At 66.7% G+C, this 15,665-nt stretch carries 11 protein-coding genes; 5 read left to right on the top strand and 6 right to left on the bottom strand.

Features of this window, described 5'->3' with window-relative positions; genetic code table 11:
- Nucleotides 1-7: 7 nt before the first annotated feature.
- From M2361_RS06955 to M2361_RS06935, 5 genes are all read right to left on the bottom strand, one after another.
- Entirely contained in the window at nucleotides 8-1,144 is a 1,137-nt protein-coding gene (locus M2361_RS06955) for a putative zinc-binding metallopeptidase (protein ID WP_259247372.1), read from the bottom strand.
- A complete protein-coding gene (locus tag M2361_RS06950; protein ID WP_259247371.1) occupies nucleotides 1,141-2,097 on the bottom strand; it encodes a transglutaminase family protein in 957 nt (318 codons plus the stop codon). Before M2361_RS06950 ends, M2361_RS06955 begins: the two co-directional genes overlap by 4 nt.
- Nucleotides 2,098-2,115: 18 nt before the next feature.
- A complete protein-coding gene (locus M2361_RS06945; RefSeq protein ID WP_259247370.1) occupies nucleotides 2,116-4,938 on the bottom strand; it encodes a circularly permuted type 2 ATP-grasp protein in 2,823 nt (940 codons plus the stop codon).
- Nucleotides 4,939-4,998: 60 nt separating this feature from the next.
- Nucleotides 4,999-8,349, bottom strand: coding sequence for a DUF2126 domain-containing protein (locus M2361_RS06940; RefSeq protein WP_259247369.1), 3,351 nt, complete (start codon nucleotides 8,347-8,349; stop codon nucleotides 4,999-5,001).
- Nucleotides 8,350-8,442: 93 nt separating this feature from the next.
- Complete coding sequence (locus M2361_RS06935; protein WP_259247368.1) at nucleotides 8,443-9,240, bottom strand: transglutaminase family protein; 798 nt, start codon at nucleotides 9,238-9,240, stop codon at nucleotides 8,443-8,445.
- A gap of 351 nt (nucleotides 9,241-9,591) precedes the next feature.
- Here M2361_RS06935 and M2361_RS06930 point away from each other — a divergent pair, with 351 nt between their 5' ends.
- Genes M2361_RS06930 through M2361_RS06910 form a run of 5 tightly spaced genes read left to right on the top strand, consistent with a single transcriptional unit; the run spans nucleotide 9,592 to nucleotide 14,488 of the window.
- The gene (locus tag M2361_RS06930; RefSeq protein ID WP_100855649.1) at nucleotides 9,592-10,245 is read left to right on the top strand and encodes a hydrolase; all 654 of its coding nucleotides are present in this window, start codon (nucleotides 9,592-9,594) and stop codon (nucleotides 10,243-10,245) included.
- Between the two features lie 12 nt (nucleotides 10,246-10,257).
- Nucleotides 10,258-10,551 carry a XapX domain-containing protein gene (locus M2361_RS06925; protein WP_100855648.1) on the top strand — a complete coding sequence of 98 codons (294 nt, stop codon included), beginning with the start codon at nucleotides 10,258-10,260 and terminating at the stop codon, nucleotides 10,549-10,551.
- A complete protein-coding gene (locus M2361_RS06920; protein WP_259247361.1) occupies nucleotides 10,544-12,433 on the top strand; it encodes an amidohydrolase in 1,890 nt (629 codons plus the stop codon). The genes M2361_RS06925 and M2361_RS06920 overlap by 8 nt, the downstream gene beginning before the upstream one ends.
- Nucleotides 12,430-12,870: a DoxX family protein gene (locus tag M2361_RS06915; RefSeq protein ID WP_259247359.1), complete on the top strand. Its 441-nt coding sequence runs from the start codon at nucleotides 12,430-12,432 to the stop codon at nucleotides 12,868-12,870. The genes M2361_RS06920 and M2361_RS06915 overlap by 4 nt, the downstream gene beginning before the upstream one ends.
- On the top strand, nucleotides 12,857-14,488 hold the full coding sequence (locus M2361_RS06910) for an MFS transporter (RefSeq protein WP_259247357.1): 1,632 nt from the start codon (nucleotides 12,857-12,859) through the stop codon (nucleotides 14,486-14,488). The genes M2361_RS06915 and M2361_RS06910 overlap by 14 nt, the downstream gene beginning before the upstream one ends.
- Nucleotides 14,489-14,532: 44 nt before the next feature.
- Here the strand turns inward: M2361_RS06910 and M2361_RS06905 are convergent, their stop codons facing one another.
- Nucleotides 14,533-15,663 (bottom strand): cyclic nucleotide-binding domain-containing protein, encoded by a 1,131-nt coding sequence (locus M2361_RS06905; protein ID WP_259247355.1) that lies wholly within the window; start codon nucleotides 15,661-15,663, stop codon nucleotides 14,533-14,535.
- Nucleotides 15,664-15,665 lie beyond the last annotated feature (2 nt).

Here is a 15,665-nt window from a genome sequence, read left to right as displayed (position 1 = left end):
GACTCCACTAAGCCCCCTTCACCACCCGGTGCACGAACTGCAACTTCCCGATCACCTGCGCCGGCAGCACGAAAGGATAAAAATCCCGTTGCCCCATGCTGCGGGCCAGTTCGTTCAGCACGCCGGTCAAGGCGACCCAGGCGTTGACCAGGTCCAGGAACGCCTGTCCTTCCGGGTCGTCCGGGTCGTACAGCGCGTCCTTGGTAAAGGGGTCGTAGGACTGCTCGACCGCCGTGCGCGTGATGCCGAAGCTGATGGCGGTGTCCAGCGTGTCCATCATGTGCAGGTAGTGGGCCCAGGTTTCGGCCCAGTCTTCCCAGGGGTGGCAGGACGCGTAGGTGCTGATGTAGTGCAGCGCCCAGTCGGCCGGGGGGCCTTGTTCGTAGTTGCGTTGCAGCGCCTGGGCGTAGTCGGCCTGTTCGTCGCCGAACACCTGGCGAAACGGTTCCAGCCAGGGGCCGCCGGCAATGCGCTGGTCCCAGTAATAATGGCCGATCTCGTGGCGGAAATGGCCGAGTAGCGTGCGGTACGGCTCGCGCATGTCTTCGCGCACTTTCACGCGGTAGGCGTCGTCGGCTTCCTTGATGTTGATGGTGATCAGCCCGTGCGCGTGTCCCGTCAACAAGGGCGCGCCGTCGGCCTCGGGCGCCAGCAGGTCGAACGCCAGGCCACCGTCATCGGGCGTTTCCGAGCGCCGCAGGGGCAGGCCCAGCATCAGCACCTGCGCGATCATCTGGCGCTTTGCCGCCTCCACCTTGCACCATAGCGGGCCGTTTTCCGGCACCGACAGGTCGGGAATGGTGTGATTCAGGTTACAGGACAGGCACAGCGTGTCGGCCGATTGGGCGGGCAGCAGCCAGTTGCACAAGGCCGGCATGGAGAAATTGGCGCAACGTTTGTATGTCCTGCCACGTACCTTGCCCGATTCGCGCAGGACGCCGCTGGCGGGTTCCACGTCCAGCGCCACCACGTGCCCGCGCTTGGGGTCAAACCCCAGTTGGCGATGGCAGTTTAGGCATTCCGTGTTGCTGAAAAAAATGGGCTGGCCGCAAACGCATTGATAGGCCTTCGCGCGCGCATGCCGCACGCGCTGGCGTTTCGGGGCGCGCAGTTGGCGGTGGATCGCGTCGAAGAAATAGGTCATGCATCCAGTCCAGTCGGAAACTCGTCTATGGGCGCGACGGTCACGCGCACATCCAATTCATGGCCGCCGCCTCGAATCACCCCCCGCAGGGGCGTCACGTCGGCGTAATCGCGGCCGTAAGCCAGCACCACATGCGCCGTGCCGGGCACCACGTCGTTGGTGGGATCCAGGTCAATCCAGCCGCCATTGACGTCCACCCCCGCGCAATGCATCGACACCCACGCATGCGAGGCGTCGGCCCCGATCAGGCGCGGCTGGCCGGGTGGCGGTTGCGACATCAGATACCCGCTGACGTAGCGCGCCGGCAAGCCGATGGCGCGCAGGCAGCCGATCATCAGATGCGCAAAATCCTGGCACACCCCGACCCGTTCGTGAAACACATCAAGAATGGGCGTGGACACCTGCGTATGCGCCGGCTGGTAACTGAAATCCGCATGGATCCGGTGCATCAGGTGCAAGGCGGCCTCGGCCACGGGCCGCCCCGGGGTGAACGACAGCAAGGCGTATGCCCGAAGCTCGGAATGCAAGGGCACGTAGGTGGAAGGAAAGCTGAATTCCACTTCCGGCGCGTAGGGCAAGGCGGGGTCATACCGCAAGCGCCGTGCCGCGTCTTCCCACGGCAAGCCGGCCGAGGGGTCAAGCGCGCCAAAGCGCGGGTACACCGTCACGCGGCTGGTGGCGCGCACGGTCAGCGCGTCATGCGGGGCATACAGCGCGAAGAGGCAGCGCGTGTTGCCAAAGCCATCTACGGTCTCGGTAATGGACGGCGGTGTGGGCGTGACGCTTAGCGTGTAGGCGTCGACCACCTGGCAGGCGTCATGCAAGGGCCGCAAATAGCCCAGGTGGTGCGCCAGTTCCACGGGCGCGGCGTAGCGGTAGGCGGTTTCGTGGTCCACGCCCAGGGTCACCCCCTCGGCGGCGGGCGCAGCAAGATCGGAAGTCGGGAAATTCATGGGTGCGGGGCCGGTAAATTACGCGGAAAGCGTTTGGTCATGACCGGCTGCGTGGCTGAAATAGCGCAGGCTGATGGCGTTGGACAGCGCACTGGCGGCGTCCTCGAGTTGCGCGGACAGCGCCAGCACGTCGGCGTATTGGCCTTGGGTTTGGGTCTGGGTTTGGGTTTGGGTTTGGGTTTGGGTTTGGGTTTGGGTCTGGGTTTGGCCCAGGCTCTGGCTCTGGCCCATGCCCTGGCTCTGGCCTTGCGTCTGTCGGCACAGCTCAGCCAGTGACGCACCCACCCCGTTTTCCGGCAACAAGCGGACCAGGTCCGCGGCCGGGCCGGCCACGGTGTCGGGCAGGCGCGCCACCTCTTTGCGCAGCACGTTCAGCACACAGGCCAGCGATCGTGGGTTTGCCGGCTCTTGCACCAGCAGGTTCAGCAGCGCCGGTACTTCCTGGCGACCCGGGTAATAGGCGCGGTAGGTGATCTTGCTATCGAACAGGTCCAGCAGCATGTTGAAACCACTGTCGCCCAGCACCGCGTTACGGCGGAACAAGGCACCCAGCAGGCCGGCCATGGCGGACAGGCGTTCAATCTGCCGGCCGATCGTCAAGAGGCGCCAGCCGTCGTCGCGCGTCATGCGGTCGGTTTGCGAGCCGGTGATGGCCGAAAGCTGCATGGCCAGGCTCTTCAAGCCGCGCAGCACGTCCGGCGCGGACATCGGCAGCGGGTCCGGCTGAGACCGCGACGGTGACCCCGACAGAGACCCCGGCAAAGACTCCGGCAAAGATCGCGACAAAGATTCCGGCACCCCGGGTTCGCCCCCCTTGCCACCAGACGCCATGCGCATGAAGCCTTCGTGCGCCGTGACGACCAGCCGCCAGTGCTCGGGCGACAGGCGGTCGCGGATCTGGCCGGCGGCGAACGCCAGCGCGCCCAGGTTGCGCGCCACGCCGCCTTGCGCGGGGCCGCCCGCCAGCTCGGCCACCAGCGTGGCTTCAAACATGCGTACCGACAAGGTCGGCGCGGCCGGCATCAGGCCGCTGCGCTGGCATAAGGCATCGACCGCGGCAAAGAGTTCGCCGGCGTTGTCTTCGTCGCTGTTCAACCACGTGAGCGCCACCGTGGCCAGGCGCACGTCGTTCTCGGCGCGTTCGGTGTAGCGGCCCATCCAGAACAGGTTTTCAGCGGCGCGGCTGGACACGGGGCGGCTCGCCGCCACGATGTCTTCGGGCTGCAATTGCACGGGCAGCATCGAAAACGTATCCACCGCGCCTCGGGTGGTGACCCAGGTGTCCATGCTGCTGCCACCGCGCTGCATGGACACGATCTGCTGTTCGCGGCTGGCGATACGCGTCAGCCCGCCAGGCAGCACGCTCCAACCGCCCTCGCCGTCCGCGATGACGAACACGCGCAGCATGGCCGCGCGCGGCACGATATGGCCGGCGGACCAACTGGGTGCTTGCGACAGCGGCAGGTACTGCTGGATGGTGTAGGCGTCGGGATTGTCGGCAATGCGGGCTTGCAGCGCGGCATGTTCGGACGGCGGCACGGCCCCGCCGATGACGGGTTCGAAGCCGCCCCGCATATTGCTGGGATAGGTGGACTTGACCACCGTACCCGGCAGGTTCGCCAACACCTCTTCGCGCGCGGCGGCCTCGCCGCACCACCACGACGGCAGCGACGGCAGCAGCAGATCGGCGCCAAACAGGTGGCGGCTGATGGCGGGCAAAAAACCATTGATGGCGGGCGATTCCAGAAAGCTCGTGCCCAGCGAATTCGCCACCAGCACATTGCCCGCGCGCATGACTTGCAGCAGGCCCGGCACCCCCAGCGTGGAGTCCGAGCGCAGCTCAAGCGGGTCACAGAAATCGTCATCCAGCCGGCGCAGCACGGCATGCACGCGCTCCAGGCCGTGCAGTGTTTTCAGGTACAGCATCTGGTCGCGCACGACCAGGTCGCCGCCTTCCACCAGCGTGATCCCCAGGTAGCGCGCCAGATAGGTCTGTTCGAAATAGGTTTCGTTGTAGGGGCCGGGCGTCAGCAGCACGATGCGCGGTGGCGTGTGCGGCAAGGCTTGCGACGACGCCCCGCCCGGGCTGAGCTTGTACAGCATGTCCATCAGCCGGCGATAGCTGGTCGCCAAGTGCTGCACGCGCAGTTCCTTAAAGGCCTCGGGGAACATGCCGGAAATGGTCAGGCGGTTTTCCAGCAGGTAGCCCAGCCCGGACGGTGCCTGCGTGCGTTGCGACACCACCCACCAGCCGCCGTCGCTGGCGCGTGCCAGGTCAAAGGCGGCAATGTGCAGATAGGTGCCGCCCGGCGGCTGATAGCCGCGCAAGGGGCGCAGGTAACCGGGATGGCCGAACACCAGCGCGGGCGGAATCAGCTTGTCGGCCAGCAGGGTTTGCGGCCCATAGACGTCGCCCAGCACGCGGTTCAGCAAGGTGGCGCGCTGGCACAGCCCTTGTTCGATGGCGGACCAGTCGGCGTCGTGGATGACAAAGGGCAGCAGGTCCAGCGACCAGGGCCGCGCCGAGCCGTTGGCGTCGGCGTAGATGTTGTAGGTGATGCCGTTTTCACGGATCTGCCGGGCCACCACGTCCACGCGCCGGTCCAGGTCGGCAAAGCCGCTGGTGCCTAATAGCTCGAAGAAACGGGGCCAGGGTTCGCGCAGGCGGGTGGCGCCCGACGCAGCGGCGCCCGACGCAACGGCGCCCGACGCAACGGCGCCCGACGGCTCTGCCGGGGCGCGCAGTTCGTCATAGTGGCCCGGCCGTGCGGGCAGCGCCGCATGAACCGCCAGGGATGCGACATCCTGCGACGGATCGGTCTGAAAAAGAAATTGCGGCATGGCGGATAGGGGCGACCGGTGGGGGCGAACGGTACGCCGGGGTTAAACATCCAGAAGGGGTCAATCGTGCCTTAAATCCAACGAGAACGGAAATTCGCGGCTGACCTGGGCCGGCGCCACGTCCATGCGCCCCGGCGTGTGCCCTATTTTTTCAAAGCGGGCCAGGCGCCGGCTCTCGGCCTCGTAGGCGTTGATGGGGAACGTTTCCGGGTTCAGCCCGCCCGGATGCGCCACATGGTATCGGCAACCTCCCAGGGAACGTTGGTTCCAGGTGTCCACAATATCCACCGTCAGCGGTACGTGCACCGGAATGGTGGGATGCAGCGCGGAAGGCGGCGCCCATGCCTTGTAGCGCACGCCCGCCACGTATTCGCCCACGCGCCCCGTCGGCTGCAAGGGCAGCGCTCGGCCATTGACCGTCACAACATAGCGGTTGTCGTTCAACCCCGATACCCGGATTTCCACCCGCTCCAGCGACGAATCCACGTAGCGCACCGTACCGGCGGACGAGCCCTCTTCGCCCATCACGTGCCAGGGTTCCAGCGCGCCGCGCAGTTCCAGGTGGATGCCACGCGCGGCCACGTCGCCAAACAGCGGAAAGCGGAACTCGAAATGCGGGGCGAACCAGGCGGTGTCAAAGGCGTAGCCGGCTTCGTTCAGGTCAGCCAGCACGTCCTCGAAATCCATCTTGACGAAGGTCGGCAGCAGGAAACGATCATGCAGTTCGGTGCCCCAGCGCGTCAGGCGCGCGGTGTACGGCGTCTTCCAGAAATGGGCGATCAGACCGCGCAACAGCAGTTGCTGCGCCAGGCTCATGCGCGCGTGCGGCGGCATTTCAAAGGCGCGGAGTTCCAGCAGGCCCAGGCGGCCGGTGGCGCTGTCGGGGGAATACAGCTTGTCGATGCAGAATTCCGAGCGGTGCGTATTGCCCGTGACGTCCACCAGGATGTTGCGCAGCGCGCGGTCGATCATCCAGGGCGGCACCTGGGCGCCCTGCTCCGCGCAGCGCCGATGGATTTCCTGAAACGCCAGTTCAAGCTCATACACCTGGTCGTTGCGCGCCTCATCGATACGCGGCGCCTGGCTGGTGGGGCCGATGAACAAGCCCGAAAACAGGTACGACAAGGACGGATGGTTGACCCAGTACGCCAATAGGCTGGCCAGCACGTCGGGGCGGCGCAGGAACGGGCTGTCGGCCGGCGTGGCGCCGCCCAGCACGAAGTGGTTGCCGCCGCCCGTGCCGGTGTGGCGCCCATCCGCCATGAACTTTTCGGTGGACAGGCGCGTCTCGAACGCGGCCTCGTACAGGAATTCGGTGTGGTCCACCAGGTCGGCCCAGTTGCTGGCCGGGTGGATGTTGACTTCGATGACGCCGGGGTCGGGCGTGACTTGCAATACCTTCAGGCGCGGATCGCGCGGCGGCGGATAGCCTTCCATCACGATCTTCACCTTCAGGTCTCGCGCAGTGGCTTCCACCTGCGCCACCAACGCCAGATAGTCTTCCAGGCGCGGCAGCGGCGGCATGAAGACAAAAAGCAGGCCATTGCGCGGCTCCACGCACATGGCGGTGCGGGCCAGCCATGCGGCCGATTCAAACTTGGCGGGCGCTCGGGTGGCGTCCGGGATTGGACCTGCCCCTTCCCCCGCTCCCGGTCGTGCGCCCGACCCCGGCCCAGATCCAACCCCCGCCGTGGCGCGCGGGTTCTGCGCCAGCAACTGAGCCGGCCCAGGCAATGAACGTCGCGCGTCGAACGGATCGCGATCCGCCACCACGGGCGCGTCGCCCTCGGCCGCCCAAGGCAGCGAGTCCAGCGGCAAGCGCAGGCCCATCGGCGAATCGCCGGGGAACAGATACATGCGCTCATCGCGCAGGAACCAGGGGCCGGACACCCATGGCCCGCCCTCGCCCGCCTGGATCGGCAAGGCGTAGCCGACCACGCTGTCCAGCTTCTGTTCGAACACGCGGCGCAGGCGCGCGCGTTCCATTTCGTCGTCCAGCCGTGAATCAAAAGGGTCCACGTTGGCGGGCAAGCGGCGTTCACGCCACAGGTAGTAGAAGACGTCTTCGTAGCCCGGCACGATGTGGCGCGCGTCCACTTCCAGGCGTTCGGCAAGGCGCGTGATGAAACGCTGCGCGTCCGCCACGGTGTAGCTGCTGCGCTGACGCTCGTCGGCGAACAGCGCCGGGTCATTCCAGCAGGGCTCGCCATCCGCGCGCCAGAAGATCGACAAAGCCCAGCGCGGCAATTGCTCGCCCGGATACCACTTGCCCTGCCCGGCATGCACAAAGCCGTTGCCGCCGTAGCGGGTACGCAGGCGGTTCAGCAGTTCCAAGGCAAAGCCGCGCTTGGTGGGGCCGAGCGCGGCGGTATTCCATTCGGCGCCGTCGCGGTCGGAAACCGACACGAACGTGGGTTCGCCGCCCATGGTCAGGCGTACGTCCATGTGGTCCAGGTGGTCGTCGATCTTGTCGCCCAGGTCCAGGATGTCGTGCCATTGCTCGTCGGTGTACGGCTTGGTGACGCGCGGCGATTCAAACACGCGCGTGACCGACATGGTGTGCGCGAATTCCACCTCGGCCTTGTCTACCGCGCCTGTCACCGGCGCCGCGCTGCCCGGCTCGGGCGTGGCCGCCAGCGGAATATGGCCTTCGCCCGCCAGCAGGCCGGACGTGGGGTCCAGCCCGATCCAGCCGGCGCCGGGCAGATAGACCTCGCACCAGGCATGCAGATCGGTGAAGTCGGTTTGCGCGCCGCTGGGGCCGTCCAGCGCGCGCACGTCTGGCTTGAGCTGGATCAGGTAACCCGACACGAAGCGTGCCGCCAGCCCCAGGTGGCGCAAGGCCTGCACCAGCAGCCAGCCGGAATCGCGGCACGACCCGGCGCAGCGCGCCAGCGTTTCTTCCGGCGTCTGCACACCGGGCTCCATGCGGATCAGGTAGCTGATTTCCTTGTGCACCTGCTGGTTCAAGGCCACCAGAAAGTCCACCGTGCGCTGCTCGCGCACGTCCACCCGCGACAGGAATTCCGCGAACAGCGGCGTGGCCTCGTCGCAGACGCGGTACGGCGCCAGCTCGCGGGCCAACACCTCGTCATAGGTGAAGGGGAATTCCTCGGCGTCCGGTTCCAGGAAGAAATCGAACGGGTTGTAGACCGCCATCTCGGCGACCAGGTCTACGGTGATCTTGAATTCGCGCGTCTTGCCCGGGAAATTCAGGCGCGCCAGATAGTTGGCGAACGGGTCCTGTTGCCAGTTCAGGAAGTGCTCGGCGGGTTCCACCGTCAGCGAGTACGACAGGATCGGCGTGCGGCTGTGCGGCGCGGGCCGTAGCCGCAGTACCTGCGCCGACAGGCTGACCAGGCGGTCATAGTTGTATTGCGTGACGTGCTTGAGCGCTACGTGGATAGTCAAAGCCTTCTCCGGGTCGACTGCACTGCCGAAATTCTTGGGGGGGTCACGCGATGCTTGGGAATGTCACGCCATTCGTGCAGGGTACGCCATTCGTCAATGGCTGGCCTGAACTTGCACCGATACATTCATCGACAGCGTGGCCGCCACCCCATGCAGCCAGCGCACGGGCGAGGCCGACTCGTAGTCGCGCGCCACGGCCAGACGGCAATGGCCGTCGGACGCGAAGGTGGCATGGCTGACGTCCACGCTGACCCAGCCGTGCCCGGCCAGCCAGACGTCGGCCCAGCCATGGCTGGCCGCGTCGTCGCCCGCCTCGTGCCAATACCCGCTGACAAAGCGGCCCGGCGTGCCGAAGGCGCGCACGCAGGCCAGCAGCAGGTGGGTTTGGTCGTGGCTGCCGCCGCGCCGGGCCGCGAGCGTTTCGGGCGCCGTCATGGGCGCGCTGCCCAAGCCGGGTTGGTAGGCGACACGTTCGCGGATCGCCCCCGCCAGGGTCAGCACGTCTTGCGGCGCATGCACGCCGCCCGGCACCACGCGGCGACAAAACTCGCGGACGGTGTCGTCGCACTGCGTCAAGGCGGTGGGCACGCCATAGATGTACACCGGCAGGCGTTCGTCTTCGTCGCCCACGTGGCCTTGCGCCAGCGGGTGGATGTCTACCTGGCCCACCGCATGGATTTCGATTTCGCTATGGGTGCGGTGCAGCGTCAAGGTATGCGTCACGTTGCCGTAGGCGTCCACCTGCGGCTGGATCTCGCCCGGCGTCTGGATCTGCCAGCGCAGCGCATGCTGATGGTCGTCGCGCCGGGGCGTCAGCCGCAGGGTCTGGATGCTGTAGTTGACCGGTGCGGGATAGCGGTAGCGGGTCACGTGCTTGATGAGATGCTTCATGAAAGTCTCCACACATCGATTCGGCAACGCCATCTGAAAACACAAGCAACATGCGTGCCAGGCAGCCAGCTTGCCCGCGCCGGGTTACGGCATTGCGACGCGATGTCGCCAGCCGACCTCACCCCCCGGCGACGCACCAACGCGGTGCGTCGGATGCGCCTGGATATGCCCTCTTGTGGCCCATCGCTCGTCAACCTGCCGGCCTGCCCCTTGCCTGGCGGCCACCATCCCATTCTTCAAAGCGGCTGACAATCGTTCAATACACCGATAGCGGGGACAGGCACAGTGCGGGCGTGATCCAGATTTTTCGGATTTTTCGGATTTTCGCCAACGGCATCCCAAGGAGCCCCCATGTCCATCACCGCCTACGCCAAGCCCGGCGCCAAGCTGCTGTCCCCCAAGGACCACACGCTCATCATGATCGACTTCCAGTCGCAGATGGCGTTCGCCACGCACTCCATCGATGCCATCACGCTGCGCAACAACGCCGGCCTGGTAGCCCACGCGGCTGCCGGCTTCGGCGCGTCCACCATCCTGACCACGGTTGCCGAAAAGAGCTTTTCCGGTCCGATGTTCACCGAAGTCACCGCCCCGTTCCCGGGCCAGGCGCTGCTGGATCGCACGTCCATGAACACCTGGGAAGACGAAGCCGTCATCAAGCAGGTCAACGCCATCGGCAAGAAGCGCATTGTGCTGGCCGGCCTGTGGACCAGCGTGTGCATCGTCGGACCGGCCCTGTCGGCGCTGGACCAGGGCTTTGAGGTTTACGTCATTACCGACGCTTGCGGCGACGTGTCGCTGGAAGCCCATAACCGCGCTGTCGAACGCATCGTGCAAGCCGGCGGCCAGCCGATCACCGCCTTGCAGTACCTGCTGGAAATGCAGCGTGACTGGGCACGCACCGACAGCTATGAGATGACCACCGGCATCGCCAAGCAGTTCGGCGGCGCCTATGGCCTGGGCATCATCTACGCCAAGTCCATGTTCAACGCCCACGAAGCCTGATAGGAGCCGCCCATGAAGGTCTACCTGGTATCGCTGGCGCTTGGCCTGCTGGTCGGCGTGATCTATGCGCTGTTCAACGTACGCTCGCCCGCGCCCCCGGTGATTGCCCTGGTAGGCCTGCTGGGCATCCTGGCGGGGGAGCAGATTCCCCCGCTGGTCAAGCGCTTGATGGCCGAGCCGGCCACGCGCACATCGTGGTTGCACGAGCAGGTCAAGCCGCATATGTTCGGTGAACTGCCTAGCTGCCCCAAGACTTCCCCCCCTGAAACACGCGCCGAAGCATGTGGAGACAAGCGCCATGGTTGACACCCAAGCCCCCGACCTGATCCTGCACCAAGGGCGCTTCACCACGCTGGACCCGGCCAATCCCATGGCCGACGCCGTGGCCATCCATGACGGCCGCTTCACCCGCGTGGGCGCCGCCGCCGACATCCTGCCGCTGGCCGGCACCAAAACCAAGGTGATTGCCTTGAACGGCCGTGGCGTGCTGCCCGGCTTGATCGACAACCACCTGCACATCATCCGTGGCGGCCTGAACTACAACATGGAATTGCGCTGGGACGGCGTGCGCAGCCTGGCCGACGCCATGGCCATGCTGCGCCGCCAGGTCGCCATCACCCCCGCCCCGCAGTGGGTGCGCGTGGTGGGCGGCTTTACCGAACACCAGTTCGCCGAAAAGCGCCTGCCCACCATCGAGGAACTGAACGCCGTGGCGCCCGATACGCCCGTGTTCATCCTGCACCTGTACGACCGCGCCCTGCTCAACGCCGCCGCCTTGCGCGCCGTGGGCTACGACAAGACCACGCCCGCCCCGCCCGGCGGGGAAATCGCGCGTGACTCGGCCGGTAACCCCACGGGCCTGCTGCTGGCCAAGCCGAATGCGTCGATCCTGTACGCCACCCTGGCCAAGGGCCCCAAGCTGCCGCTCGAATACCAGGTGAATTCCACGCGCCACTTCATGCGCGAACTGAACCGCCTGGGGGTCACCGGCGCCATCGACGCGGGCGGCGGCTTCCAGAACTACCCCGAGGACTATCAGGTGATCCAGCAGTTGGCCGACGCCAATCAGCTAACGATTCGCCTGGCCTACAACCTGTTCACGCAAAAGCCCAAGCAGGAAAAGGAAGACTTCCTGAACTGGACCGCCACGTCGCAATACAAGCAAGGCACCGACTATTTCCGCCACAACGGCGCGGGTGAAATGCTGGTGTTCTCGGCGGCCGACTTCGAAGACTTCCGCCAGCCGCGTCCCGAGATGGGACCCGAAATGGAAGGCGAACTGGAAGAAGTGGTGCGCATCCTGGCGCAGAACCGCTGGCCGTGGCGCATGCACGCCACCTATGACGAAACCATCAGCCGCTCGCTGGACGTGTTTGAACGCGTCAACCGCGACGTGCCGCTGGCCGGCCTGAACTGGTTCTTCGACCATGCCGAAACCATTTCCGAAAAATCCATCGACCGCATCGCCGCGCTGGGCGGCGGCGTGGCCGTGCAGCACCGCATGGCGTATCAGGGCGAGTACTTCGTCGAACGCTATGGCGCGGGCGCGGCCGAAGCCACCCCGCCGGTCAAGCGCATGCTGGAAAAAGGCGTCAACGTGTCGGCCGGCACCGACGCCACGCGCGTGGCGTCCTACAACCCGTGGGTGTCGCTGTCGTGGCTGATCACCGGCAAGACGGTCGGCGGCCTGCGCCTGACGCCGCAACGCAATTGCCTGGACCGCGATGCCGCCCTGCGCATGTGGACGGAAAACGTCACCTGGTTCTCGAACGAACAGGGCAAGAAAGGCCGCATCGCGGTCGGCCAACTGGCTGACCTGGTGGTGCCTGATCGCGACTTCTTTGCGTGCCCGGAATCCGACATTGCCGACACCAGCAGCCTGCTGACGGTGGTGGGCGGCAAGGTGGTCTGGGGCGCGGGCGAATTCTCGGCCCATGATGACGCCGCCCCGCCGCCCGCCATGCCGGACTGGTCGCCCACGCGCTTGTTCGGCGGCTATGGCGCCTGGGGCGATAGCGAAGGCAAGCCCTTGCAGACCACGCTGCGCGAAGCGGCCGCCGCCTGCGCCTGCCTGAACGACTGCAACGTGCACGGACACCAGCACGCAGGCGCCTGGGCCAGCAAGCTGCCCGTGTCCGACCTGAAGGGCTTCTGGGGCGCGCTGGGCTGCGCGTGCTGGGCGGTATGAGCGTGCAAGCTTCCGTGGTGCACCCGCCTGCGTCGCGACGTCCGCTGCTCTCCAAGACGGTGCGCTGGTTGGCTTTGCTGGCGCTATGCGGCGCGTATATCCAGGGCGGGCTGGTCAAGCTGCTGGACTTTGCGGGCGCGCAGGCCGAGATGGCGCATTTCGGCCTGCCTCCCACCGCGCTCATGGCGGGGGCGGTCATCGCGCTGGAATTCGGCGCCAGCGCGCTGATTCTGTCCGGCCGCCTGCGCTGGCTGGGCGCGCTGGCGCTGGCGCTCTTTACCGCCGTGGCGGCACTGATGGCCAACCGCTATTGGGAAGCCCCCGCCGACGCGCGCTTCATGGCAATGAACGCGTTCTATGAACACTTGGGGCTGGCCGGGGCATTCGTCCTGGTCGCCTGGCATGACTTGACGGAGCGCCTGAATGGCCGGACCTGATCGCATCACCCCGCCCGCCGCCGTGGGCGGCCTGGCGCCCTTGAAGCACACGCTGTTCGCCGTGCTGTGGGGCGCCACCATCCTGGGCAATATCGGCAGCTTCATGCGCGACGTGGCCAGTGCCTGGCTTGTGACCGACCTGTCCAGCAACCCGGCCGCCGTGGCCATGATGCAAACGGCGGCCACCTTGCCGGTATTCCTGTTGGCCATTCCGGCGGGCGTGCTGTCCGACATCCTGGATCGGCGGCGTTTCCTGATCGCCATCCAGGTGCTGCTGGGCTGCGTCAGCTTCACGCTGCTGGTGATGGCCAAGACCAACACGCTGACCGTCGAAACGCTGATCGCGCTGACCTTTCTGGGCGGCGTGGGCACGGCGCTGATGGGGCCGACCTGGCAGGCCATCGTGCCTGAACTCGTGCCCAAGGCCGAACTGAAAACGGCCGTGGGCCTGAATTCGCTGGGCGTCAATATCGCGCGCGCCTTGGGGCCGGCCGTGGGCGGGCTGCTGCTGGCTGCGTTTGGTGCTGCCGCCGCCTATGGCGCGGACGTGCTGAGCTATGTGTTCGTGATCGCGGCGTTGATCTGGTGGAAGCGGCCCAAGAAGGTGGACGACGGCTTGTCCGAGCAGTTCTTCGGCGCCTTCCGTGCCGGCGTGCGCTACGCCCGCGCCAGCCGCGAGCTACATGTGGTGCTGTTGCGCGCGGCGGTGTTCTTCATCTTCGCCAGTTCAGTCTGGGCCCTGCTGCCGCTGGTGGCGCGCCGCATGCTGGGCGGCGGCGCGGGCTTTTATGGCGTGTTGCTGGGCGCCGTGGGCGTGGGCGCAATTCTGGGCGCGGTGGTGCTGCCCAAGCTACGCCAGCGCCTGAATGCCGACGGCCTGGTGCTGGCCGCCGCCGTGGCCGCTGCCGTGGTGATGGCGGCGCTGTCCTTCGCGCCGCCGCAATGGGCCGCCGTGTTGCTGTTGCTGCTCTTGGGCATGGGCTGGATTGTGGCGTTGACCACCTTCAACGGCGTGGCCCAGGCCATTCTGCCGAACTGGGTGCGTGGCCGTGGCTTGGCGATCTACCTGATGGTGTTCAACGGCGCGATGGCGGCCGGCAGCCTGGGCTGGGGCTTGCTGGCGCAGGAAATCGGCGTACCCGCCACCTTGCTGGCCGGCGCGGCTGGCCTGCTGGTCGCGGGCCTGGTGCTGCATCGCCTGCGCCTGCCGCAGGGCGAGGCGAATCTGGATCCGTCCAACCACTGGCCCGAGCCGCTGCTGGACACGCCCGTCGAACATGATCGCGGCCCGGTCATGGTGCAAATCGAATACCGCATCCGCGTCGAAGACCGCCCCGCGTTCTTGCAGGCGCTCCAGGCGGTGGCGCAAGAGCGTCGGCGTGACGGGGCCTATGCCTGGGGCGTGGCCGAACACACGGGCGAGCCCGAGCGCGTGCAGGAATGGTTTCTGGTGGAGTCCTGGGCCGAGCACTTGCGCCAGCACCAGCGCGTGTCGCAAGCCGATGCCGACCTGCAAGGCGAAGCGCAGCGCTTTCATATCGGGCCGGACAAGCCCGTGGTGCATCATTTTCTGGCGCTGAATTCGCGCCAGGCCAAGCGGGACGGCCGCCCGGACTAGTGGGGTAGCGAACTAGTGGGGTAGCGAACTAGTGGGGCAGCAAACTAGTGAGCCGAGGCGTCCAGGAAGCGGTGCACGACGCGCACCGCCGCCGCGCCCTCGGCAATGCTGGCCAGCACGTGCTTGACGGATCCGGCGCGCACCGCGCCCACCGCGAACACGCCGGGCTGCGAGCTTTCATACGCGCGCGCCTGCATGGACCCGGCTGCCGCCCGGCCCGTCAGGATGCAGCCCAGGTCATCGGTGTCCAGGCAGCCGTCCAACCACGCCGTGTTGCCCTCGCCAGAGCCGTCTTCCACCAGCCCGGTCGCCACGATCAAGCTGCGCGCCTCGATCATCTGGCCGTCATCGAGCCACACGCGATACGGGTACGAAGTGCTGTCGAATTCCGTGGCCACGCGCACGGGCATCACATGCGAACCGAAGCGACGGCTTTGCGTTTCGGCGCGGCGCAGCAGGCCGCCATCGCACAAGCCGGTGATGGTGCCGGGAAAGCCGGGCAAGGCCTGCGTCCCTGGCGCCTCGGCGCCGCATAAAGAGCCGCCCACCAGCAGGGTGTGCAAGCCTTCAGACGCGGCATAGGCCGCCGCCGCCAGTCCCGCCGGCCCGCCGCCGATCACGGCCAGGTCCAACACCGGGTCGGCCTGCCCCGCCGCCGCGCCCGAGCGTGGGACAGCACTGCCATCGGCCATGGCACCCCCACGCGAAATGGCGCCGCCATAGGGCCGGCGACGCAAATAGCCAATGCGGCGCAGCATGAAAGCGCGCAGCACAATGTCTGCCAACATAGGCTCCGCAAGCAGCAACTGAGCCAGCCCCGCGCGCGACAGGCACAGCAGCCGGCTGTCGGAATCGGCGCGTGCTGTGACCGCGTTGGGGCGGTCGGTAAACAGGTCCAGGCTGCCGGTGAATTCCCCATCGCGATGCATCAGCAGGCTGTGCTGGGTGCCGTCGGCTTCGCTTTCCAGCACTTCCACGTACCCATCCAGCACGATGTAGAACGCGGCCTCCTCGCTGCCGCTTTGCAACAGCACGGTGCCGGCCGACGCCCGCACTTCCTCGCCGTAGGGCGCGGCCAGGCGGATCTGGTCGGGGCTCAGCATGGGAAACGCTTGCGCATGCAAGGCCGGCAATTCAGGCGGTTGGCAAGCGGCGTCAACGGGCGGGCGATTCATGG

Source organism: Achromobacter sp. JUb104, from assembly GCF_024806975.1.
Lineage (GTDB): Bacteria > Pseudomonadota > Gammaproteobacteria > Burkholderiales > Burkholderiaceae_B > Achromobacter > Achromobacter spanius.
Note: the sequence above shows the minus strand (reverse complement) of the source record. Positions and strands in the feature narration are given on the sequence as shown.